20 protein-coding genes and 1 pseudogene are annotated in these 23,340 nt (G+C 67.8%); 14 read left to right on the top strand and 7 right to left on the bottom strand.

All coding sequences use genetic code 11. The annotated features are described in order from the left end of the window. Positions 1–18: 18 nt before the first annotated feature. Both M2421_RS16740 and M2421_RS16735 read left to right on the top strand, forming a co-directional pair. A complete protein-coding gene (locus M2421_RS16740) occupies positions 19–957 on the top strand; it encodes a hypothetical protein (RefSeq protein WP_259208854.1) in 939 nt (312 codons plus the stop codon). Beyond that, positions 957–1,637, top strand: a complete 681-nt coding sequence (locus tag M2421_RS16735; protein WP_259208853.1) for a hypothetical protein — start codon at positions 957–959, stop codon at positions 1,635–1,637. The genes M2421_RS16740 and M2421_RS16735 overlap by 1 nt, the downstream gene beginning before the upstream one ends. A 151-nt stretch (positions 1,638–1,788) precedes the next feature. Here the strand turns inward: M2421_RS16735 and M2421_RS16730 are convergent, their stop codons facing one another. Next, positions 1,789–2,421 carry an NAD(P)H-binding protein gene (locus M2421_RS16730; RefSeq protein WP_259208850.1) on the bottom strand — a complete coding sequence of 211 codons (633 nt, stop codon included), beginning with the start codon at positions 2,419–2,421 and terminating at the stop codon, positions 1,789–1,791. Between the two features lie 150 nt (positions 2,422–2,571). Between M2421_RS16730 and M2421_RS16725 the strand changes: the two genes are divergently transcribed. The 3 genes from M2421_RS16725 to M2421_RS16715 are packed head-to-tail and all read left to right on the top strand — an operon-like array spanning position 2,572 to position 5,374. After that, positions 2,572–4,134, top strand: coding sequence for a GGDEF domain-containing protein (locus tag M2421_RS16725; protein ID WP_259208848.1), 1,563 nt, complete (start codon positions 2,572–2,574; stop codon positions 4,132–4,134). A 54-nt stretch (positions 4,135–4,188) separates the two neighbouring features. Continuing rightward, the gene (locus M2421_RS16720) at positions 4,189–4,701 is read left to right on the top strand and encodes a sigma-70 family RNA polymerase sigma factor (protein ID WP_259208847.1); all 513 of its coding nucleotides are present in this window, start codon (positions 4,189–4,191) and stop codon (positions 4,699–4,701) included. 10 nt (positions 4,702–4,711) lie between these two features. Further along, positions 4,712–5,374: a hypothetical protein gene (locus M2421_RS16715; RefSeq protein ID WP_259208845.1), complete on the top strand. Its 663-nt coding sequence runs from the start codon at positions 4,712–4,714 to the stop codon at positions 5,372–5,374. An 86-nt stretch (positions 5,375–5,460) separates the two neighbouring features. On the opposite strand, the gene M2421_RS16710 is transcribed toward M2421_RS16715, so the two are convergent. Then, the gene (locus tag M2421_RS16710; protein ID WP_259208977.1) at positions 5,461–6,399 is read right to left on the bottom strand and encodes a DUF808 domain-containing protein; all 939 of its coding nucleotides are present in this window, start codon (positions 6,397–6,399) and stop codon (positions 5,461–5,463) included. A gap of 166 nt (positions 6,400–6,565) precedes the next feature. Here M2421_RS16710 and M2421_RS16705 point away from each other — a divergent pair. Further along, a pseudogene (locus tag M2421_RS16705) lies at positions 6,566–8,221 on the top strand (AarF/UbiB family protein); the annotation flags it as partial. Between the two features lie 265 nt (positions 8,222–8,486). Continuing rightward, positions 8,487–10,589, top strand: coding sequence for a phosphoglycerol transferase I (locus M2421_RS16700; RefSeq protein ID WP_259208842.1), 2,103 nt, complete (start codon positions 8,487–8,489; stop codon positions 10,587–10,589). A gap of 72 nt (positions 10,590–10,661) precedes the next feature. Here M2421_RS16700 and M2421_RS16695 read toward each other — a convergent pair whose 3' ends face one another. Together M2421_RS16695 and M2421_RS16690 are read right to left on the bottom strand one after the other, a co-directional pair. After that, a complete protein-coding gene (locus M2421_RS16695; protein ID WP_259208975.1) occupies positions 10,662–13,061 on the bottom strand; it encodes a DUF3772 domain-containing protein in 2,400 nt (799 codons plus the stop codon). 141 nt (positions 13,062–13,202) lie between these two features. Further along, a complete protein-coding gene (locus M2421_RS16690; protein ID WP_259208840.1) occupies positions 13,203–13,451 on the bottom strand; it encodes a hypothetical protein in 249 nt (82 codons plus the stop codon). A gap of 182 nt (positions 13,452–13,633) precedes the next feature. Here M2421_RS16690 and M2421_RS16685 point away from each other — a divergent pair, with 182 nt between their 5' ends. The 3 genes from M2421_RS16685 to M2421_RS16675 all read left to right on the top strand — a co-directional run bounded on the left by M2421_RS16685 (position 13,634) and on the right by M2421_RS16675 (position 15,955). Next, positions 13,634–14,128, top strand: coding sequence for a lipocalin family protein (locus M2421_RS16685; protein ID WP_259208837.1), 495 nt, complete (start codon positions 13,634–13,636; stop codon positions 14,126–14,128). Positions 14,129–14,131: 3 nt separating this feature from the next. Then, the gene (locus M2421_RS16680) at positions 14,132–15,343 is read left to right on the top strand and encodes an FAD-dependent oxidoreductase (RefSeq protein WP_259208835.1); all 1,212 of its coding nucleotides are present in this window, start codon (positions 14,132–14,134) and stop codon (positions 15,341–15,343) included. A gap of 105 nt (positions 15,344–15,448) precedes the next feature. Next, complete coding sequence (locus M2421_RS16675; RefSeq protein WP_259208833.1) at positions 15,449–15,955, top strand: hypothetical protein; 507 nt, start codon at positions 15,449–15,451, stop codon at positions 15,953–15,955. A 74-nt stretch (positions 15,956–16,029) separates the two neighbouring features. On the opposite strand, the gene M2421_RS16670 is transcribed toward M2421_RS16675, so the two are convergent. Continuing rightward, entirely contained in the window at positions 16,030–16,464 is a 435-nt protein-coding gene (locus tag M2421_RS16670) for a PepSY domain-containing protein (RefSeq protein WP_259208831.1), read from the bottom strand. Positions 16,465–16,603: 139 nt separating this feature from the next. Between M2421_RS16670 and M2421_RS16665 the strand changes: the two genes are divergently transcribed. The 3 genes from M2421_RS16665 to M2421_RS16655 are packed head-to-tail and all read left to right on the top strand — an operon-like array spanning position 16,604 to position 18,890. Further along, positions 16,604–16,906 (top strand): PepSY domain-containing protein, encoded by a 303-nt coding sequence (locus tag M2421_RS16665; protein ID WP_259208828.1) that lies wholly within the window; start codon positions 16,604–16,606, stop codon positions 16,904–16,906. Then, positions 16,906–17,568, top strand: coding sequence for a response regulator transcription factor (locus M2421_RS16660; protein ID WP_259208826.1), 663 nt, complete (start codon positions 16,906–16,908; stop codon positions 17,566–17,568). The genes M2421_RS16665 and M2421_RS16660 overlap by 1 nt, the downstream gene beginning before the upstream one ends. Further along, on the top strand, positions 17,565–18,890 hold the full coding sequence (locus tag M2421_RS16655; RefSeq protein ID WP_259208824.1) for a HAMP domain-containing sensor histidine kinase: 1,326 nt from the start codon (positions 17,565–17,567) through the stop codon (positions 18,888–18,890). Before M2421_RS16660 ends, M2421_RS16655 begins: the two co-directional genes overlap by 4 nt. Before the next feature lie 495 nt (positions 18,891–19,385). On the opposite strand, the gene M2421_RS16650 is transcribed toward M2421_RS16655, so the two are convergent. Both M2421_RS16650 and speA read right to left on the bottom strand, forming a co-directional pair. Continuing rightward, complete coding sequence (locus M2421_RS16650) at positions 19,386–19,709, bottom strand: DUF6122 family protein (protein ID WP_259208822.1); 324 nt, start codon at positions 19,707–19,709, stop codon at positions 19,386–19,388. 184 nt (positions 19,710–19,893) lie between these two features. Further along, positions 19,894–21,783, bottom strand: a complete 1,890-nt coding sequence (gene speA / locus M2421_RS16645; RefSeq protein WP_259208821.1) for an arginine decarboxylase — start codon at positions 21,781–21,783, stop codon at positions 19,894–19,896. Between the two features lie 190 nt (positions 21,784–21,973). Here speA and speE point away from each other — a divergent pair, with 190 nt between their 5' ends. Continuing rightward, positions 21,974–22,828: a polyamine aminopropyltransferase gene (speE, locus tag M2421_RS16640; protein ID WP_259208819.1), complete on the top strand. Its 855-nt coding sequence runs from the start codon at positions 21,974–21,976 to the stop codon at positions 22,826–22,828. The last annotated feature ends 512 nt before the right edge of the window (positions 22,829–23,340 follow it).

Below are 23,340 nucleotides of genomic sequence, written 5' to 3'. Positions count from 1 at the left end.
ATCGCGAAGGGAGTCGACGTGATCTACCAAGGAAGAGCATTTGCCGCTACATGCTGTGCTGATGATCTACGCATCAGCATCAAGAAGGCTCTGAGTATAGGTCTGCTTCTCGCCGGCATTGGATTGGCATCAGCCGACGCATCAGCACTTGATACGACAGATACGCAGGGGCCACCAACCACCAACCTACCGCCAGTTGATGCGGTGCCCGATCCGCCACCGCCCGAGTTCGAAGTTACCCCACCTCCACCTGATTACACGCCACCTCCCCCTCCGGATCCTAAACCGCCTGACTTGGATGGGGGCGAAGATGGTGGGGGCCCCGGAGGCAATCCAGACACTGAGCAGATATGCCGGACCTTGATGGCCACGAGGCCCCAATCCTGCCCGAACCCTATTCCGTTCCCGTCGGGACCTGAGTATGGAGAGGATCAGTATCCCGGCGCCTCATTGCGAAGCAAATCAACCATGCGGATGGCATTGGCGTTCTCGAGAGACACTGTCTCCTACGAGGGCTCAGCTATCCAGGTAAGCGAAGGTGCGCGCTGGTTCATGGAGGGTGCCCTTCGTGATCAGACTGACAACTTTGCCAAAGGCATGTCACTGAAGGATGCCAACCGGAACTTCAGAATAGGCCTCGATCTTGCTTGCAACGCACAGATGAACGCCTCAAACGCGTACCGCCTGCACGGCACGCTGACGGGACCCGAGAGGTATTGCTTTGAGATCATGAGGTCCTTCGATCAGGAGAGCAATGACGAACAATCCTTCATCGACTGGTTCATTTCGCAGGCGAAACTGTACGGATTACCGATTGGGGACTACATTCCACCCGCGATCCTTGATTCGGCCGATGTGCAGAATTCGATCGGAGCGAAATGGCGAGTCACTACTGAAGACGCTGGCTGCTCTCAATGGTGGAGAGCGATACATCAGAACACGTGCGGGGTACCGTGATGAAAGGAAAGCTTCTCGCCGGAGCGTGCGCTCTTTGCATGGTTGTTGTGGCAACTTCCTGCACTGGCGAATCAACACCGTCCGACCCGGCGTTGCATCCGACTGCCTCAGAGAATCAGGGGCGGCGAGCGCATCCCAGAACTGCGGCCCCTCAGCAGCAGCTCAATCGCCGCGCAGAGCAGGACTACCTGTGCATCCCCGAACGCTGTCGAGCCAGTGGGCGGCTACAGGCGCGCAGCCTGAATGAGGCGAGATGGCTCATTGAAAATGGCTATCCCAGCGAGGACGAAAGCAAGCGACTCAGTCTTCTCAACACCGCCCAGCTTGGGATCGAGGCAGATGCCGGCAATCGCGCGGCGCAGGTGCTCTACGGCAAGCGAATAGCCGTCGAGTCGAATTTCCTCTCTGGCCTTACGATTCTTCGTCAGGCGGCGCAGGCAGGGTCTCTTTATGCCTACTACGGCATCTCGGACGCCTATCTGGAAGGAAGTAGTGCGGACCCCATCAATAGCTATGCATACCTGCGGCTGGCCTACATCCTGGGCGACAGCAAGGCGGCGGGCGAGTTGGCTGGAAGAGACCTGAGCAGCATTGAACGTGCCGTCGCGGACGAACGTGCGTCTTCGCTTTACAGGACGTTTGCCGAGGAGCGTGCGCCCAGCGTCCGGCCACTGGAGTAGCCGCCTGAGGGACGCCTGTGATTCACGACCTATGCGCCCATTGGCCGTGCTGCCATCGGCCGGGTCACCCGCTCTCCCGTCGCCAGCAGTTTTGGGCCGCCCCCGCCGAGGCCCTCCAACGCGGGGATCGGCCTACTTGCCTTTACGCAAATCAGGCCAACTGCGACGAATCGATCACCTGCACGCCCGGACGCGGCTCCAACGCCGCCTCCAGCATCGCCGCGACGATGTTTTCGGCCGGATTGATCCGCCAAGCGCGCGGCAGCACGTGGCCGAGCGCGCCCAGTACCACGCCGGCCAGGTGTTCGCCCGTGCGCCGCTCGGCGCGCTCGCCGCCGATCAGGCCCGGCCGCACCAGGGTCAATGACGGGTAATCCAGGCCGCGCAGGTCCTGCTCCAGCCGGCCCTTGACCTGGTTGTAGAAGATCCGCGACTGCGCATTGGCGCCCATTGCCGAGTTCAGCACGAACGCCTGCGCGCCGTGCGCCTGGGCCAGGGTGGCCACCTGCAAGGGATAGTCGTGGTCGATCCGGGCAAACATCTCGCGGCTGCCGGCCTGCTTGATCGTACTGCCCAGCGCGCAGACCACCGCATCCACCGCCCACCAGTCGGCGTCCACCGGCAGCGCGGCAAAGTCCACCACCGGGTTGAGCAGGACCGGATCGGCCACGGCCAGCGGCCGTCGGGTCGGGGCCACCACCGCATCGCAGCGGGCATCGTCGAGCAGCTGCTGCAGCACCTGCCCGCCGACCAGGCCGGTCGCGCCTACCAGCATCACCTTCATCGCACGCTCCTGCCTTCAGATTGCCTACCATCGTGGCATACCGGCCGTGGCGGGAGGGCGCGTTCAAGCCTGCCTGCGCCGCGCCGATACTGTTCCAACCTCCCTACCGCCCCGGCGACCGACGCCGGTCATCCGCCAAGGACCTGCCGCATGACCGACCCGCACGACGCTCCTCCCAGCCCCGGCACCGCCGTGGGCCGGCTGCTGTCGCGGCGCCAGGCCGATACCCGCGTGATCGATGCGGCGAGCGCGCAGGCGCCCGGCCCCAAGGGCGGCACCAGCGCCATGCTGCAGCGCCTGTTCGCCGGCATCGACAGCCCCGAGCCGCTGCTGGCCGCCTTCGCCAATGGCATGTCCACCCTGCCCGGCGAACTCGGCGACATGGGCCTGCGCCTGCAGTCGGCCCAGCGCAGCGCCGACTGGGTGAGCTACGGCCGGGCCATGCGCCAGCTGATCGACAAGTACATCCGCACCATCGAGCAGGACAGCCCCGACGGCCAGCCCGACAGCGTGCGCCTGCGCGAGCTGCTGCGGCATACCCTCGGGGTGACCGTGGCCAGCCTGCTGCAGAACATGCCCGAGCTGAAGGACGAGCCGGTGCAGATCGCCGCCGAGCTGCGCCATTGGCATCCCGGCCAGCCGCTGCAGCCGCTGGAACTGCGCCTGCGCGAACTGACCCACCAGATCGGCGTGCGCAGCGATGGCTGGCAGGAACAGCAGGAGCTGCTGTTGAGCCTGTTCGACCTGCTGCTGGACAACATCGGCGAGCTGCTCGACGACAGCAGCTGGCTGCACGGCCAGGTGCATGCGGTGCGCGAACTGATCGGCGGGCCGCTGGACCGCGAGTCGGTCGAGCAGGCGCGGATCAACCTGCGTGAAGTGATCTACAAGCAGGGCCTGCTGAAGCAGGGCATCAGCGAATCCAAGGCGGCGATGAAGCACCTGATGGGCGGCTTCATCGAACGCCTCGACGGGATGGCGGTCAGCACCGGCGAGTACCACGACCGGATCAGCAGCTACGCGTTGGCGCTGCGCGAAGCGCGCAGCATCGCCGACCTCAACCAGCTGCTGCAGGACGTGCTGCAGGACACCACCCGCGTGCAGGAACAGGCATTGCAGGCGCGTGATCACCTGGGTAATGCCCGCCGCGACGTGGAACAGGCCGAGGCCCGCATCGCCGAGCTGGAGCAGGAACTGCGCGACGTCTCCGGGCTGGTCCGGACCGATCCCCTGACCGGCGCACTGAACCGGCGCGGGTTCGACGAACTGGTCGAACGCGAGCTGGCCCGGGCCGGCCGCCACGCACACCCGCTGGCGCTGGCCCTGATCGACCTGGATGACTTCCACCAGACCAATGCCGCGCACGGCCATGCCGGCGGCGACGCAGTGCTGCGCCACCTGGTCGCGGTGTGCCAGCTGCACCTGCGCAGCACCGATGCGATCGCCCGCCTCGGCGGCGACGAGTTCGTGCTGCTGCTGCCGGAAACCCCCGGCGCGGACAGCATGTCCACCCTGTTGCGCCTGCAGCGCTCGCTGGCCCAGCGCCCGCTGCAGCTGGACGAACAGCGCGTACCGGTGCATTTCAGCGCCGGCGTGGCGCAGTGGCTGCCGGGCGAAAGCGCCGATGCGCTGCTGCGGCGTGCCGATGCGGCGCTGTATGCAGCCAAGCGGGTCGGCAAGAACCGCGTGCAGGCAGCGGACGCGCCACCATGATCGTCGCCGCGCTGTGATATCTGTCGCGGCGGTGCGAATCATCCCGGTATGCCCATGAAGACCACCGCCGCCGACCCGCGCACCCAGTTCTCCCGCCTGCTCGAGCAGCACCGCGGGATCGTGCTGAAGATCGCGCGCGGCTACTGCGCCCACCAGGAAGACCGGCTCGACCTGATCCAGGAGATCAGCGTGCAGGCGTGGGATGCGTTCGACGGCTTCGACCCGGCCCGCGCACGCTTTTCGACTTGGCTGTACCGGGTGGCCTTGAACGTGGCGATCTCGCAACTGCGCCGCCAGCAGCTGCGCCAGCGCCACCATGCGCCGCTGGACGAGGAGGCGTTGCCGGCCGATGGGGCCGCGCCGGCCGAACAACGGCACGCCCTGCGCCAGCTGGAAGCAGCGATCCACGCCCTGCCGCCGCTGGACCGGGCGCTGATGCTGCTGCACCTGGACGACTACGACCACCGCCAGATCGCCGACATCCTCGGCATCAGCAGCGCCAACGTCTCCACCCGCCTGCACCGGCTGCGCCAGCAGCTGCGCGCGCGTTTCGACCCCACCCCCTGAGGACATGCCGATGCAGACCACCGATCCGCTCAAGCAGATGTGGCAGCAGCACGCCACCCGCGGCGATGGCGAGGACGCCGCCGCGCTGGAGGCGTGGCGCCGCCACCGCCAGCACGCCGCGCAGCGCCAGTTGTCCGCCTTCGGGGCGATGCAGGTGATGCGGTTGCTGTTCTGGCTGGCGCTGGCGATCTACTGCGGCAGCATCTGGTGGCCGCGGCCACCGCTGGCGGTCATGCTCAGCGCGATGGCCCTGCATGCCTACTGCGTGGCGGTGATCATCGCCAGCGCGGCACGCTTGCACCTGCGCCGGCAGCTGCATGCCGACCAGCCGGTGCTGGACCAGTCGCGGCAACTGGCGGCGTTGCGCCTGCAGACCGCCGCCGGCGAACTGCTGCTCGGCCTGCCCTGGTGCTGGCTGTGGCTGGCGGTGCCGGTGCTGGTGGCCTGGCAGGCGTGGGGCGTGGACCTGTCGGTGTTTGCCACGCGCTGGTTGCTGATCTCGCTGGTGGCCGGGGCGGCGCTGATGACCGCCCTGCTGGTCCTGGCACGGCGTTGGCATCGGCGCGATCCGCAGTCGCCACGCCTGCAGCGCGCCCTCGACGCCTTGTCCGGTCGTCGCCTGGCCCGCGCGCGTGCGGAACTGGATGCAGTGCGGGCCTGGAAGGCCGACTGACCCGCCGCGCGTTTGGATAGCGTCCCGCGCAACGGCGGTGCGCCACGACGGCCAGCGCCGCCGCGCCAGGCGCGGCGGCGCCACCCTCAATGCGCGGCTTGCTTGCCGCGCAGCTTCTGGATGCCGGTCACCGCGGCCAGCACGATCGCGCCGGCGACCACGCCGACCAGCATGTTGCCCACCGCGTTGACCAGCCAGCCCCAACGGCCTTCGCCACCAAGTTCCAGCACCAGGTGGTGCAGGGCCGGCACGTTGTGCACCAGGATGCCGCCACCCACCAGGAACATCGCCGCCGTGCCGGCCACCGACAGGAATTTCATCAGCCACGGCGCGGTCACCAGCAGCCCACGGCCAATCGCCGCCAGCGCCGCGCCCTTGCGCGACAGGTACAGGCCGACGTCGTCCAGCTTCACGATACCGGCCACCAGGCCGTACACGAACACCGTCATCGCCAGGGCGATGATCACCAGCGCGGTGACCTGGTTGAGGAACGGCGACGCGGACACCACGCCGAGTGACAGCACGATGATCTCGGCCGAGAGGATGAAGTCGGTACGCACCGCGCCCTTCACCTTGTCCTTCTCCCACGCGACCATGTCCACCTTTTCATCGGCCAGCGCCTTGAGCCGCGCGGCCTTCTGCTGGGCATCTTCTTCCTGCGAATGCAGGAAGCGGTGCGCCAGCTTCTCCACGCCTTCGTAGCAGAGGAACGCGCCGCCGATCATCATCAGCGGCACCACGATCGGCACCGGGTAGCCCTTGCCGCGCAGCCAGGCCTCGAGCGCGCTGATCGCCAGCGCGGCCGGCACCAGGATCGCCTTGTTGACCAGCGAGCCCTTGGCCACCGCCCAGACCACCGGCAGCTCGCGGTTGGCGTTGACCCCGGTCACCTGCTGCGCGTTCAGCGCCAGGTCGTCGCCGAGCACGCCGGCGGTTTTCTTGGCCGCGACCTTGGTCAGGACCGACACATCGTCCAACAGCGCGGCAATGTCATCGAGCAACGCAAACAGGCTGGCACCGGCCATGGCAATCCAATAGATCAAGCGGGAGCGTGGATTCTGCCCGATCCGGGGTGTGGGGCGGTAGCGGCCGGCGGATTCACCGGCCCACCACCCCCTCCCGGCGACACTGCCGATGATCCCTTTGCTGGAGCCCTGCTTGAATACCACGCCTGTCGCCCCCGGTACGCCGTCGCTGGTCAAGGGCATGAACCGCCGCAGCCAGATCCTGCGCCTGCTGCTGCGGTACCGCCATTCGGGGGTGTTTTCGGGCATGAACCTGGATGCGCGGGCGATGCAGGACCTGCCGCCGGAGGGCAACCCGGAGCAGTTCGTCACCGACCTGGAATCGCTGGGCCCCACCTTCGTCAAGCTCGGGCAGATGCTCTCCACCCGCCCGGACATGGTGCCGGTGGAGTTCGCCACGGCGCTGGAGCGGATGCAGGAGAAGGTCGCGCCGATCCCGGTCGAGCGCATCTCCACCATCATCGAACAGGAACTGGGGGCACCGGTCTCCAAGCTGTTCGCCAGCTTCGACCCGGTGCCGCTGGGCTGCGCCTCGATCGCCCAGGTGCACCGCGCCCAGCTGCATGACGGCCGCGAGGTGGCGGTCAAGGTGCAGAAACCGGAGGTGGCCGCCCAGCTGCGCTCGGACCTGGAGGTGCTGCGCAGCTTCGCGCTGGCCGCCGACCACCTCACCCAGGTCGGCCGTCGCGTGCGCCTGCGCGACTGGCTCAACGAGTTCGCCAAGACCCTGATGCAGGAGCTGGACTACCAGGCCGAGGCCGAGAACCTGCAGCGCTTCGGCCAACACCTCAAGCCGTTCAAGCCGCTGTGGGTGCCGCAGCCGATCTGGGACTACTGCAGCCACCGCGTGCTGACCATGGAGCTGGCCCACGGCGTGCGCGTGGACATGATCCCCGACGTGCGCCGCACCGAGCAGCCGATGGCACCGCTGGCGGCGGCGCTGATCCGTGGCTATGTCGACCAGATCTTCGTGCACGGCGAGATCCATGCCGACCCGCACCCGGGCAACCTGCGGGTCACCCCGGAGGGGCGCCTGGCGATCTTCGACCTGGGCATGGTCGCGCACATGCCGCCGCGGCTGCGCGAGCGCCTGCTCAAGCTGCTCTTCGCCGCGGTGGACGGGCGCGGCGAGGAAGTGGCCGATGAGATCATCGGCATCAGCACGCGGCTGGAATCCTTCGACGAGGAGCGCTACCTGCGCGAAACCGGGCAGATGATCGCCCGCTACGCCGCCAACACCAGCTACTCCGAAGGCCGCGTCGTGCTCGACCTGGTCCGCATCGCCACCGCCAGCGGCCTGCGCACGCCGCCGGAGCTGAGCCTGCTCGGCAAGGCCCTGCTCAACCTGGAAACCGTGTGCCGGCTGCTGTCGCCGGACCTGGATACCCGTCGTATCGTGGAGAAACAGCTGCAGCACGTGATGCGTGCGCGGCTGAAGAAATCGTTGTCGGCGGCCAACCTGGCCAGCGAGGCGATGGAGATGCAACAGCTGCTGCGCGAAGGCCCGCGCAAGATGTCCGACATCCTCGCGCTGCTGGCCGAGAACCGCCTGCAGATGAAGGTGACCGGGCTGGAAGAATCGCGGTTGATGGAGAACCTGCAGAAGATCGCCAACCGCGTGTCTGCCGGCATCGTCACCGCGGCGCTCATTCTCGCCGCGGCGATGATGATGAAGGTGGAGACCGGCTGGCACCTGTTCGGTTATCCAGCCATTGCCTTCATGCTGATGTTCATCGGGGTCTTCCTTGGCCTCGGCATCGTGCTGAGCGCCTTGATCTTCGATCGTCGCGCACGTTCGAAGGAAGAGCGCGGGCACCGCTGACGCGCAGCGCGCGCATTCACCTCCTGCATCGATTACCGCTGCTGCGCTGCAAGAACGCGGGTCTTCCTTCACGCTCGTTTTACACCTTGAAACACGGTGTGTTGTAACGCATCGGCGGTATCGCCAAACAAACATTTCAGTCAGGTTCGTGCATGCATGATCGGGTCATCGGCTTGTCATGCAGGTGTGGTTGGACAGCCGGTCGGATGGGAAATACGTCGTCATGGCGTCCATCACCAACTGTCCTTCGCTACCGATACCGCCGATGCTCTGGATCCTGCTGCTGTCTCTGTTGCTGCTCACCGGGTTGCTGCTCGCCTCGCGCAAGTGGATATGGTGGAAGGCTAGCCTGATGTCGCTGCTGCTGGTGCTGCTGAGTTCGTGGTGGTTGATCAACAAGCTGTCCGGCGATGGCCTCAACGCCGCCACGCTGTACCACCTCGGCGCGGACATGGAAGGGGCCGGCGTCGCCGACTTCAAGGGCTACATCGCCGCCTACATCGCGCTGCTGCTGGTCTCGCTGCTGCCGCTGGCGCTTGTTCGCGTGCAGCGCTGGCGCCGCATCGAACACGGCAAGGCGGTGTTCGGCGGGTTCATCGCGATGTGGCTGGTGGCAGTGCTGGTGAGCCCGCTGTACAGCGACGGGCAGCGGCTGTACCAGCAGACCCGTCCGGTCGATTACAGCGTCATCGCGCCGGAATACCGCGTGCCGCAACAGGCGCTGGCCAAGCCGCGCAACATCGTGTGGATCTACGGCGAGAGCCTGGAGCGCACCTACCTGGATGCGTCCACCTTCCCGGACCTGATGCCCAACCTCAACCGCCTCGCCGGCCAGGCGCTGGATGTGCGCGGCCTGGTGTCGGCCGAGGGCGGCGGCTGGACCATCGCCGGGCTGGTGTCGTCCATGTGCGGCGTGCCGCTGACCACCGCCAAGGACGACGAGAACAGCATGGGCCGCATGGGCAGTTTCCTGCCTGAAGCGGTCTGCCTGGGCGACTATCTCAAGCAGCAGGGGTATACCAACCACTACATGGGCGGCGCCAACGGGCAGTTCGCCGGCAAGGGCCAGTTCCTGGCCACGCACGGCTTCGATGCGGTCGACGACCTGGCCTGGTTCAAGCAGCAGAAGGTGGCACGCTCGCACTTCTCGCCGTGGGGCGTGCACGACGACGTGCTGCTGGACAAGGCCTACGACCGCTTTGTGCAGCTCTCCAAACAGGGCCAGCCGTTCATGCTGACCACGCTGACCATGGACACCCACCACCCGGCCGGGCACCTGCCCTCGGCGTGCAAGCGCACCCGCTACCAGAGCGAGTACGGCAACATCGGCATGCTCAACGCGCTCAAGTGCACCGATGGGCTGATCTCCAAGCTGGTCGACCGCATCCAGGCCAGCCCGTACGGCGACGACACGCTGATCGTGATCGCCTCCGACCACCTGGCCATGCCCAATGATCTCAGCCACATCCTGGCCAAGCAGAAGCGCGAGAACCTGCTGCTGTTCCTGGGCAAGGACATCGCACCGCGCCAGTTGGCCACCACCGCCGGCTCCACGCTGGATTCCGGTGCCACCCTGCTGAGCCTGATCCAGCCGAACATCAACGCCATCGGCTTCGGTCGCTCGCTGCTGGACCCCAAGCGCACCGACAGTGCCAGCGCGGCCGCGCTGCGCGACAACGGCAAGGACTATCCGCGCTACCTGGCCTTCTCACGCTCGCTGTGGCTGGGCGACAAGACCCGCCAGCTACGCATCGACGACGACAACCAGGTGGTGATCGGCCTGCAGCACGTGCAGCCGCCGGTGCTGCTGGAGTACGACAAGCAGTTCGACCTGAAGTCGGTGTACCTGGAAAACACCTCCAAGCAGTTCGACCTGGCTGACCCGGCCAACACCTTGGCCTACGTGGACCGCTGCACGGCGTTCGAGGACGGCTCGGCCGACGGTGACTGGTGCGCGATGCTGGTCAACCGCGACAAGGGCATCAAGCTGTACCGCGACGACGCCCTGCGCGACGGCTTTGCGGTGGATGGCCCGCTGGAGCCGTTCAGCGGCCCGCGCCCGAGCATCCGCCAGGCGCACATGATCACCCAGAAGGGCCGCCGCACCCGTGCCGGCCAGTACATGCTGCAGTTCGTGGCCAAGCAGTCGCCGGACCGCGGCTTCTGGATCGAGGCGGTGTCCTCGCAACGCAAGGTCGTGGTGGCCCAGCAGTGGGTGCAGCCGGATGCCGAAGGCCGCATCAGCGTGCCGTTCGGCCTGGACCATGAAGTGGACGACCTGGAGATCCGTGCGTGGTTGAACCATGCCGAGAAGCTGGCCGTGGACAACGTCGCCCTGGTCCCCTCGCGCCGCGGCAACCGCGGCTGATCGTGCGGCGCGAGTGCCGGCCAGCGGCCGGCACCCCGCGTGTGCGGTCGCGACCGATGGCCGGTCGCCCGCTTACGCCTCCGGTTGCGGCGGCGCGGTGGGATCGCGGACGAGGTGGATGTCGGTCGGCGAAGACAACGCGATGCCGGCGGCGGCGAACTTCTGCAGCATGGTGAAGTACAGGTCGCTGCGTACGCCGTACACCGCGCGCGGGCCGGAGACGTAGGCGAAGCTGTTGATCGCGATCTGGCCGTTGGCGATCGAGTCGATGAACACCGACGGCGCCGGTTCGGCCAGCACCGCCACATGCTCGGCGTAGCTGTCCAGCAGGATCTGCCGCACCGAGGCCACGTCGGTACTCAGCGGCACCGAGAACTGGATCTGGATGCGGCCCTGCGCATTGCCCATCGTCATGTTGCGGATGGTCTTGGTGATCAGTTCGGAGTTGGGCACGATCAGCGTGGACTTGTCGCCCACCTGGATCTCGGTGGAGCGCACGCTGATCCGCTTGATGTCACCTTCCTGGTCACCCAGCTTGACCCAGTCGCCGATCTTCACCGGCCGCTCGGCCAGCAGGATCAGGCCGGAGACGAAGTTCTGGGTGATCGCCTGCAGGCCGAAACCAATACCCACCGACAGCGCGCTCACCACCAGCGCCAGCTTCTCGAAGCCGATGCCCAGCGCCGTCAGGCCCCACAACACGGCTGCGATGATGCCCAGATAGCGGGTCACGGTGCTGATCGAGTTGCGCGCGCCGGCGTCCAGGTCGGTCTTGGGCAGGTAGGTGTTGGTCAGCCAGTTCTGGAAGGCCTGCATCACCGCCCACACCACCAGGAAGGCCAGCACGGCGTACACCACGCTGCTGGGCCGGAGTGTGGTGGTGCCGATGGTCAGCCCGTTGGACAGCGAGTCCATCGCGCCGAAGAACGCGTTGAGGTTGCCGAACGGCGCGGTCAACGCCAGCACCGCCAGCAGGATCACGCCGATGCGCAGCACCGCCGACAGCAGAACGCCGGCCTGCTCCACCTTGGCGTCGTTGAGCCCGGTGGTCAGCACGATGCTCTGCCCCACCCGGCTGGTGGGCGACAGCACCCACAACGACAGATCGTCGGCGAACTTGAGCAGCAGCGACGCCGCCAGCAGCACCACCGCGCCCCACACCAGCTGCTGGGCCACGAACAGCGCCAGGTTGAGGTAGCCCAGCAGCGTGGCGATCACCGCCGCGGCCACCACGATGTGGCCGGCCAGGCGTGCCAGCACGATCCAGCCACTCCTGCGCACCGGGGCCTTGGGTTGCTTGGCGCCGGCATCGGCCTGCGCGTCCAGCTTGGCCTGGGCCTCGTCGGCCTGGCGCCGGTGCAGGCGCGCCAGCGAGACCAGGATGGCAATGATCAGCGCCATGTAGGTGATCGCGATCAGCCCGTCCACCGCCACCGTGGTGATCTCGCTGGTGCGCGAGGCGCGATTGATCTCCACCAGCAGGATGCTGAGGAAGGTCAGCCCGGCGGCGCCCCAGGCGTACTTGCGCAGGCGCCAGGCCGCGCTGTCATCCAGGCTCAGCAGGCGCCACGACGGGCGCTTGGGTACCAGCAAGCAGGCGCTCAGCGCAGTGATGAAGGCCGCCACGAAGGTGGCCACCTGGAAGTGCAGGGCCAGCTGTTCCAGCCGCGGCGGGATCGCGCCGATGTTCTCCAGCGAGGCCACCAGCACGACCGCCGCGAAGCCGGGCAGCAGCGTGCCCACCGCCAGCAGCCACACCGCCAGCCCGGAACGGCGCAGGCGCCCGTCCGGCGCGCGTTCGGAGGCCGCATAGCGGCGCCCGGCCGCACGCAGCCAGAGCCGCAGCGGGAAGAACATCAGCAGGGCCAGCGCCAGCCCGGTCAATGGCGCCGCCCAGCCGTGCTCGGCGATCGCCTTGCGCGCCGTGGTTTCACCCTGGCGGTACAGCGATGCCAGCCGCCCGAGGTCGGCCGGCACATGGGTGGCGAACTGCCGCCACAGCGACGGCGACAGCGGCGAATTGACCTTGCGCGCCAGTTCTTCGCTGAACTGGCTGACCCGCATCTTCTCGATGTCCGCGCCCAGCTGCCTGGCATCGCCGGCCAGCAGCTTGGCCCGCGCGATCGCCGAGGCGATGTCGCTGCGCTGCTGGTTCAGGGTCTTGCGCTGCAACGCGATGTCGCGCGCCTCGACGGTGCCCTCGGGCACATCGCCGAGTTGCGCCACGCGTGCGTCCATCTGATCCAGTTGCGGCTGCAATGCGTTGCGTGCGGCATCGGCATCGCGCTGCACCGCCAGTGCGCGGTCGGACAGCGTCTTGAGCGTGTCGCGGGTATCGGCGTCGTCCAGCGACGCCTGGATCTGCTTGAGGTCCTTGCCGGCCTGCGCCAGCTGCGCGATCGGGTCCGCATCGACCGCATCGTCGCCTTGGGCCAGCGCGACCGGTGCCATGCCCAGCCAGGCATACACCATCAACCCGGCCAGCGGCCGCAGGAAGGAGGAAAAAAGACGGGAAGACAAAGCCGGCACACCACGGGGTTCGCGCGGACCACCGCGCCTGCGCGAACTATAAACCGCGCCCCGTTCAGAGCAGGTGTGCGGCCCCGGCCGCCCTCAGTACTTGAGCCTCAGCTCCTCCACCTGCGGCTGCAGCCGCGCATACCAGTCCTGGAATTCCTCTTCGCTGATCTCGTCCGGCGCATACACCGCCACCGGGTCCCAGGCATGATCGGTGGGCAAGGGCTGGCGCGGGCCGGCCCGCAGCGAGTAGGTCGCCCCGTCGTAGTCGAGGACCTCCTCCACCGCATCCCAGCGCTCGCGCGCAAACGTGGTCTCGCTCGTGAGCAGGATCACCTGGTACATCCGCACCTCCATCGCATTGAATACCGGCGCACGGTGCGCCTGGCCCCAGCATAGCGCCGCGCCCGCGACCGGGGCGCGCCACGCCGGCAACGCAGCGTTCTCGACACCGCCATCGCCCCGGCTTCACCCGCCCGTGGCAGGGGCCCCGGCATGGTTGGGACCTCTTCCACCGCGCGCCTTCGATGAACACCCACGCCGACCTCAAGACCGTCCCCGATCTCAAGCTGCCGCGCTATCTGGGCACGTGGTACGAGATCGCCCGCCTGCCGATGAAACACGAGCCGGAGGACTGCACCGATGTGTCGGCGCATTACAGCCTGAAGGACAACGGCCACGTGGCCGTGCTCAACCGCTGCCGGCTGGGTGACGAGATCGAGGAAGCCGAAGGCGAGGCCTGCGCGGTCGACAACGACAGCGCGCGCCTGGAAGTCAGCTTCCTGCCGCGCGGGCTGCGCTGGATTCCCTTCACCAAGGGCGACTACTGGGTGATCCAGGTCGCCCCGGACTACAGCGTCGCGCTGGTCGGCAGCCCGGACCGCAAGTTCCTCTGGCTGCTCTCGCGCACGCCGACGCTGGATGCGACCGTGCAGGAGCACTACCTGGCCCAGGCGCGCCAGCAGGGGTTCGACCTGACCCCGCTCATCCACACCCCGCATACCGGCCGGCCCACGGCCTGACCCATGGACCTGAAAAGCGGGTATCCGTTCTGGGCCATACGCAACGGCCTGATGCACGCCTTTCCGCCCCTGCAGCAGGACCTCCACTGCGAGGTGCTGGTGGTCGGCGGCGGGATCAGCGGCGCCTTGATCGCGAACGAGCTGTGCGCCCATGGCCACGACGTGGCGGTGATCGAGCAGCGCGACGTCGGCTGGGGCAGCACGGCGGCCAGCACCGCGCTGCTGCAGTACGAGATCGATACCCACATGATCGACCTTGCCCGGCAGTACGGCGAGAACGCCGCGGTGATGGCCTACCAGGCCTGCGCCGATGCGATCCCGGCGCTGCGCGCGGTGGCCGGGGCCTTCTCCGGCGTGGACTGCCAGCGCATGCAGAGCCTGTACTACGCCAGCAAGCGCGGCCACCATGCCGTGCTGCATGAGGAATTCCTGCTGCGCCAACGACATGGGTTCGACGTGCGCTGGCTGGAGGCCGACGAGGTGCAGGACGCGTTCGGCATCCGCGCACCCGGCGCGATCCTCAGCGCACTTGCCGCGCGCGTGGACCCGTACCGGCTGGCCTATCGGCTGCTGATGCGACTGCAGAAGCGCGGCTGCGGCGTGTACGACCGCACCGTGCTCGATACCCTCACCCCCACCAGCCGTGGGGTCACCGCGCGCACGCCCGAGGGCGTACAGATCCACTGCCGGCATGTGGTCATGGCCGCCGGGTATGCCAGCCAGCGCTGGCTCAAGCCGTCGGTGGCGCGCAACCGCAGCAGCTATGCCTTCATCACCGATCCGATCGATCCCGACCAGTTGGGCCCGCTGGCGCAGACCATGCTGTGGGAGTCGGCCCGGCCGTACCTGTACCTGCGCGCCACCGGCGACCATCGCCTGCTGGTGGGCGGCGAGGACGATGCGATCGACATCCCGGCCCGGCGCGACCGCCGCGTCCAGGCCAAGGCCGGCACCCTGCTCAAGCAGGTGGCCAAATTGTTCCCGCACCTGCCGCTGCAGCCTGCCTTCTCCTGGGCCGGCACGTTCGCCGAGACCAAGGACGGCCTGCCGTTCTTCGGCGCACACCCGCAGTGGGGGCCGCGGGTCCTGTTCGCGATGGCCTACGGCGGCAACGGCATCACCTACTCCATGATCGGCGCGGGCGTGTTGCGCGCCCAGATCGAACGCCGCCGGCATCCGCTGGCGGCGCTGTTCGGGTTCGGACGGCTGGAGTAAAGTTCCCCCAGGGTCGGTGCCATGACAGGCATCGTTCAAGCGGCCGGTGCTAGCGTCAGCGCTGTCGGCCGCACTGCCTGCCGCCAGCCCGTTCCGGAGCCCCACATGATCCGCTCGCTATCGCTGCTGCTGTGCCTGCTTGCCCCCGGCGTCGCCCTGGCCCAGTCCGCGGCCGGCGCGACCGGCCCGCAGTCGGCCACCGACCTCAACCTGGCCCTGCCGCAGGCGCCCATGCAGTACCTCGGCGATGCGTCGCTGCGCGGCGACCCGCCCGGCACCTTCTATGGCGACAAGAGCGGCCGCCGCCTGAGCGATCGCGGCGCCGCCAACGGCATCGCCGAGGTCACCGACGACAAGCTGCGGGTCAACGGCAGCCTCACCACCGGCATCGGCTATTCCAAGGAAGGCGGCAACTCGCACTACAACGCCGCCGAGATCAACCTCAACAAGAACTACACCACCGACGAGGGCAAGACCCACAACATGAACCTCAACATCCGGGTCAGCGAGGGCAAGGGCCCTGGCTTCTATGGTCCGTATGGCGGGTATGGTGGGTATGGCTACGGCCCGGGCCCGGGTTATTGGGATTATCCGCCGCGCGGCGGCTGGTAACCCGCACCCGCGGTGCATCCCGCAACGGCCGGTCTACCGGCCGTTGTCGTTTCCGCGCGCCGGGTCGGGCGCGCTCAGTCCCACCAGCCGTCGCGCTTGCTCGACAGCACCCGGCCGTCATGGCCGCTCATGCGCACGTCCACGCGCTGGTTGCGCGCGTTGCGGGCTTCCAGCGTCCAGGTCGCACCATCGCGCTCGAACGACTCGATCTGGCGGAAGCCGGCCTTCTCGGCCAAGGCCAGGACCTGTCCGGCATCCAGCAGGGCGCGGTCGCTGCGCGGGTCGAAGATCTCGCCGCTGGCCGGATCGATGATCACTTCTTCGACGCTGCCGTCGGCGCGGCGGACATCGGCTTCCCACAGGCCGTCGTCGCGCTCCAGTTCGAGGACCTGGGTGTAGCCGGCGGCGTGCAGCTTGGCCTGCACCTGGGCAGCGCCCAGTTCAGCGGCGAAGGCGGGGGCGGCCAGCAGCGTGGTGGCCAGGGTGGCGGTCAGGATCAGCTTGTTCATCAGGGGGCTCCAAAGGGGGCCGGTCGTTCCCGGCGCCGCCAGTCTGGCAAGCGCGCTTAAGCGGACCATGAGCCCGGTTGTTAGCCACTGTTTAAGCAACCGGCGTATACCGTTGGCATCCCCCATGAGCCCGTCGCGCATGCCCATCGCCCCCACCCTGCTGCTGCCTCTGCTGCTGGCGCTTGCGCCACAGGCACCCGTGCACGCGCAGGAAGGTGGCAGCCGGCAGCAGGAGGCCGTGCGCCAGGCGGTGCGCCAGGGCCGGTGGGTGCCACTGCAGCAGGTGGTGGCCGACGCGTTGCGGCGCTACCCCGGCAAGCTGGTGGAGGTGGAGCTGGAGGATGGCAAGTACGAGATCGAAATCCTCGGCCCCAACGGCGTGGTGATGGAGCTGGATTACGATGCAGCCACCGGCCGCCTGCTGAAGATGGAAGAAGATTGATGCGCATCCTGCTCGCCGAAGACGACGCGCTGCTGGCCAGCCGCCTGCAGCAGCTGCTCGAAGAGGCCGGCTACCTGGTGCTGCACGCCGCCGAAGGCCGCCTTGCCGAAGAGTTGGGGCAGATCGAGGACATCGCCGCGGCGGTGGTCGACCTCGGCCTGCCCGGGCTGGACGGCCTGAGCGTGATCGAGCGCTGGCGCCAGGCCGGGCGCGGCTTTCCGGTGCTGGTGCTCACCGCGCGCGCCCGCTGGCACGACAAGCTGGCCGGCTTCGATGCCGGCGCCGACGACTACCTGACCAAACCGTTCCAGCCCGAAGAGCTGCTGCTGCGCCTGCGCGCACTGATCCGGCGCAGCGCCGGCCACGCCAGCCCGCGCCTGCAGTGCGGCCCGCTGCTGCTGGACGTCAACGCCGCGCGCGTGGAACTGGATGGCGAGCCACTGCACCTGAGCCCGCAGGAATACCGCATCCTGAGTTACTTCATGCACCACCCGGACGTGGTGATCAGCCGCTCGCGGCTGGGCGAGCACGTCTACGACGCCGGCTTCGACCGGGACTCCAACACGCTGGACGTGCTGATCGGGCGGATCCGCCGCAAGCTCGGCAGCGAGCTCATCCACACCCATCGCGGGCAGGGCTTCCGCCTGTCGGCCCAGCCATGAACACCAGTTCGCTGCGTACCCGCCTGCTGCTGGCCGGTGGCGTGGGCCTGGTGCTGGTGTCGGCGCTGGCCACCTGGTGGCTGGGGGCGATGTACGAGCGCTCGGCGCGCACCGCGATGGACCAGCGCCTGGGCAACGAGCTGATCGCCGTGCTCGCCCTGGCCGAGAGCGATGCGCAGGGCCGCCTGCAGTTGCGCCGCGACCTGTTCGACGAGCGCTACCAGCGTGTGTTCTCCGGTGCCTACTGGCAGGTACAGGACGCCCACGGCCGGCCGCTCGGCCAGTCGCGTTCGCTGTGGGACGAAACCCTGCAGCTGCCCGCGGCGCTGCACACCGGGCCCGCGCAGGGCTATGACACGCGCGGCCCACTGGATGCGCCGCTGCGTGCCCTGGCCCAGCAGGTCACCCTGCCGCGGGTGCCGACGCCCTTGCGGGTGGTGGTGGCCACCGACCGCAGCGACCTGGACGCGCAGGTCAGCGCCTTCCGCCAGCGCACCGCGCTCGCCCTGGCGGTGCTGATCGCCTTGTGGTTCGCGGTGCTGGTGACCCAGGTGCACTACGGCCTGCGCCCGCTGGCCGAACTTGGCCGCATCGCCGGCCAGGTCCGCAACGGCGAGAACGTGCGCTTCCCGCAGCAGGGCCTGGTCAAGGAAGTGGCCCCGCTGGCCGCGCAGCTCAACGACCTGCTCGATCACCACCAGCGCATGGTAGTGCGCGCCCGACGCAGCGCCGAAGACCTCGCGCATGCCCTGAAGACGCCGCTGACCGTGCTGGTCACCGAGGCCGACGGCGATGGCAGCGACTGGCGCCAGACCCTGCGCAGCGAGACCGCGCGGATGCAGGCCAGCATCGAGCGCTACCTGGCCGCCGGCATCGGCGCCGACAGCCAACAGCGCACCGCCGTCGCCCCGGTGATCGATGCGCTGTGCACGCTCATGCAGCGGGTGCACAACGAGCGCGGCCTGGTCTTCGCCCAGGCCCCGGATGCGCAGGGGCTGTTCGCCGGCGCGCGCGAAGACCTGGAGGAGATGCTCGGCAATCTGCTGGACAACGCGGGCAAGTGGGCCGCCCACCGCGTGTCGATCCGTGTTCGCCATATCGACGCCACCCTGCGCATCGAGGTGCAGGACGATGGCCCCGGCCTGCCGGATGCCGACCTGCAGCGCGTGCTCGAACGCGGCGTGCGCCTGGACCAGCGCGCGGCCGGCAGCGGATTGGGTTTGGCGATCGTGGCGGACATCGCCGAGAGCCATGGCGGCACGTTGGTGCTGGCCAATGCCGAACCGGGACTGCGTGCGACGTTGACGTTGCCGGCAGGATGACAAACGCCCCGGTAGAGCCGACCGTTGGTCGGCTGCCGTCGCCTGCGAGCGACGCTGACGTTGCCGGCAGGATGATAAAGGCCCCGTAGAGCCGACCGTTGGTCGGCTGCCGCCGCCTGCGAGCGACGTTGACGTTGCCGGCAGGATGACAATCACCCCGTAGAGCCGACCGTTGGTCGGCTGCCGCCGCCTGCGAGCGACGTTGACGTTGCCGGCAGGATGATAAAGGCCCCGTAGAGCCGACCGTTGGTCGGCTGCCGTCGCCTGCGAGCGACGTTGAGGTTGCCGGCAGGATGACAATCACCCCGTAGAGCCGACCGTTGGTCGGCTGCCGCCGCCTGCGAGCGACGTTGACGTTGCCGGCAGGATGACAAACGTCCGGTAGAGCCGACCATTGGTCGGCTGGCACGCACAGCGTGTCTGGTTTTTCGCCAACGGCAGCCGACCAACGGTCGGCTCTACGGGGAGCCAACGGCAGCCGACCAACGGTCGGCTCTACCGGGCGTGGTGCATCCACCAGCAATCCAGCGCATCGAGCACGATGTGCACGATCAGCCCGATGCCGAACAACCGCGTCTTCTTCGGCACGCACAGCCCGGCATACACGGCGATCGCCGGCGCCGTATGCAACGGATGGAAGCCGATGCTGCAGCGGTTGGGCGCGTAGATCGGATCGGCCAGCAGGTGGTCCAGGTCGATGATCCAGCCCAGCAGCAGCAGCGCCCAGGCCGACAGGAACCGCTTGCGCCAGAACATCCACGCCAGCAACGCCGGCACCGCCGCATGCAACACGAGATGGAACACCGCCCGCGCGCTCATGCCGACGGACGATGCTGAAGAACCGGCCGGTAGTGCCGAGCCATGCCCGGCACCGCCCTATGTGCCACGCCCAGCCCCGCGTCAGGCCACACGGGATACGCGCCCTTCCAACCCGCTCCCCCCGCATCACGGCAGGCAACGTCGGCAACGGCACCCGCCGTCGCCTTCGTCACCTGCCCGCCCCTCACGCCAGCGGCTCGTCGGACAGGTACGTGTACCCGGTCAGCCCCGCTTCCAGCGCGTCGGACAGTTCCTGCGTACGCGCCGGCGACAGATCGGCGGCGGCCACGCGCTCGGCGTAGCTCGCGCGCAGGTCGGCCAGGCTGTAGCCCACGTAGTCCAGCATCACATCGGTGGTATCGCCGCGGCGCTGCTGGGTGATCGCGTAACCATCGGCGTCGGCCACCACTTCCACCGCGTCGGTGTCGCCAAACAGGTTGTGGATGTCGCCCAGGATTTCCTGGTAGGCCCCCACCATGAAGAACCCGATGCGATAGCTCTCACCGGACTTCAGCGCATGCAGCGGCAGCGAGGTATCCAGGCTCTCGTTCTCGACGTAGGTCTTGACCATGCCGTCCGAATCGCAGGTCATGTCGGCGATGATGCCGCGCCGCTGCGGCTGCTCGTCCAGGCGCTCGATCGGCACGATCGGGAACACCTGGTCGATGGCCCACGCATCCGGGATCGATTCGAACACGCTGAAGTTGACGAAGTACTTGTCGACCAGGCGCTCGTTCAACTCGTCCAGCGCCGGGCGATGGCTCTTCTCGTCGTAGCTCAGGCGCGCACGCACGGCATGGGCGATGGCGTAGAACAGGTCGTCGATGCGCGCACGCTGCGGCAGGTCGATCTGGCCCAGCGCGTAGCTGGACAGGCCTTCGGCATGGAAGTGCTGCGCCTCCTGGAACAGCTCCACCGCCGGGCGCTCGTCCAGCTCGGCGTGGATCTCGCGCAGGTGGCGGATCGCGGCCGGCTCGTCATCGTGCTGGTCCGGCACGCGGCCTTCCTGCGCTTCCTCGACCTCGGACACGTTGGCGATCAGCACCGCGTGGTGCGCGGTCATCGCGCGGCCACACTCGGTCACGATCCGCGGCGGGGTCAGGCCGTGCTCTTCGCAGGCATTGGCCAGCGGCTGCACGATGTTGCTGGCGTAGGAGTTCAGGCCGTAGTTGATCGAGCAGAAACTGCGCGACCGGGTGCCTTCGTAATCCACGCCCAGGCCGCCGCCCACGTCCACGTGGGTGATCTTCGCGCCCAGGCGCGAGAGCTCCACGAAGTAGCGGGTCGCTTCGCGCATGCCGTTGGCGATGTCGCGCACGTTGGAGATCTGCGAGCCCATGTGGAAATGCAGCAGGCTCAGGCAGTCGGCGTACTCGGTGTCGCGCAGCGACTTCCACAGGTCCAGCAGCTGGCGCGGCGAGAGACCGAACTTGGCCTTGTCGCCGCCGCTGTTCTGCCACTTGCCCGCGCCCAGCGAGGCCAGGCGCATGCGCACGCCCAGGCCCGGCTTGACGTCCAGCGCCTTGGATTCCTCCAGCACCAGCTTCAGCTCGGAGGGCTTCTCGATCACGATGAAGGTCTGCAGGCCCAGCTTGCGGCCGATCAGGGCCAGGCGGATGTACTCGCGGTCCTTGTAGCCGTTGCAGACGATCAGCCCGCCCGGGCGCGACAGCGCCAGCACGGCCATCAGCTCAGGCTTGCTGCCCGCTTCCAGGCCGAAGCCCTCGCCGTGGTGGCTGGCCAGGGTGCCGGCCACGCCGCGGTGCTGGTTGACCTTGATCGGGTACACGGCCGTGTAGCCGCCCGGATAGTCCCAGTCGGTCTGCGCCTGCGCGAACGCGGCCTGCAGCTTGCCCAGGCGCTGGCCCAGGATGTCCGGGAAGCGCACCAGCAGCGGCAGCTTGGCGCCGGCCGCGCGTGCGGCGTCGACAATCGTCGGCAAGGACACCACCGGGCCGTCCTGGCCAGTCGGTCTCACCACCATGTGTCCTGCCTGATCCACGTCGAAGTAGCCATCCGCCCAATGCGGAATCGAGTAGGTCTTGCGGGCTTGGTCGAGGGACCAATCGGTCATTTCAGTGGGCCTGGTTGGTAAAAAAGGGGGTGCATGATAACGCCTATATGGCGACAGCTCCGTTATCATGCGCGCCCGCGCCCGTACTCAGGCCCCCAACCTGAACAGGCCAACCCGTCCGGATGTGGCTAGTGCCACGCGGCCCCCGCCGCCCGCCCGGCTCCAACACCCCGAACAGGACTGTTTCTCCATGACTGACAACAACAACTGGTACATCGAGCACTTCGAGCGCACCGGCTCGGCCATTGGCTACCGCCTGAAGGGCAAGCTGGACGAAGTGCAGTCGCCGTTCCAGAAGATCGAGATCTTCGCGACCACCGATTGGGGCAACCTGATGACCATCGATGGCGCCATCATGCTCACCAGCAAGGACAACTTCTTCTACCACGAGATGATCAGCCACCCGGTGCTGTTCACCCACGCCGCGCCCAAGCGCGTGGTGATCATCGGTGGCGGCGACTGCGGCACCCTGCGCGAAGTGCTCAAGCACCCGGGCGTGGAGAGCGTCACCCAGTGCGACATCGACGAGCAGGTCACCGTGATGGCCCGCAAGCACTTCCCGGAACTGTGCGAGTCCAACGATGACCCGCGCGCCGAGCTGATGTTCGACGACGGCGTGGCCTACATGGCCAACTGCCCGGCCGGCAGCGTGGACGTGGTGATCGTGGATTCGACCGATCCGGTCGGCCCGGGCGAGGGCCTGTTCAACAAGGCCTTCTACGAGAGCTGCTTCAAGGCCCTGAAGGACGACGGCATCCTGGTGCAGCAGTCCGAATCGCCGCTGATGCAGCTGGACCTGATCAACGAAATGCGCACCGAGATGGGCAAGGCCGGCTTCGGTTCGTTCAAGACCCTGCCGTTCCCGCAGCCGTGCTACCCGACCGGCTGGTGGAGCGTCACCCTGGCCCGCAAGGGCGAGAGCAGCTTCGACTTCCGCCAGGCCGATTCGGCCGCCAAGTCGTTCGACACGCTGTACTACACCGCCGCCCTGCACACCGGCGTGCTGGTGACCCCGCCGTTCGTGGCGGCGGCCCTGAAGGGCTGATCGGGTAATCGCTGCGCGTCGATGGGAGAGGAGCGTAGAGCCGAGCCATGCTCGGCTGCCTTCGGCCCGATGTAGCGCGAGCACCTCAGCCGAGCATGGCTCGGCTCTACCTTGCAGCCAGGAAAAGACCCGCGCTGGCAACAGTGCGGGTCTTTTTTTGGGGTTCGTGCCACCCGATGGGTCGGCTCCTACGCGTGTAGAGCCGAGCCACGCTCGGCTGCCTTCGGCCCGATGTAGCGCGAGCGCCTCAGCCGAGCATGGCTCGGCTCTACCTTGCAGCCAGGAAAAGACCCGCGCTGGCAACAGTGCAGGTCTTTTCTCAGGGTTCGTACCAGCCGACGGGTCGGCACCTCCGTGCGTAGAGCCGAGCCATGCTCGGCTGCCTTCGGCCTGATGTGTCACGAGCGCCTCAGCCGAGCATGGCTCGGCTCTACCTCGGAGCCAGGAAAAGACCGGCGCCAGCAACAGTGCGGGTCTTTTTCCGGGTTCGTACCAGCCGACGGGTCGGCGCC

The sequence above is a fragment of the Stenotrophomonas sp. BIGb0135 genome (assembly GCF_024810105.1).
GTDB classification, from domain to species: Bacteria; Pseudomonadota; Gammaproteobacteria; order Xanthomonadales; family Xanthomonadaceae; genus Stenotrophomonas; species Stenotrophomonas maltophilia_AB.
Note: the sequence above shows the minus strand (reverse complement) of the source record. Positions and strands in the feature narration are given on the sequence as shown.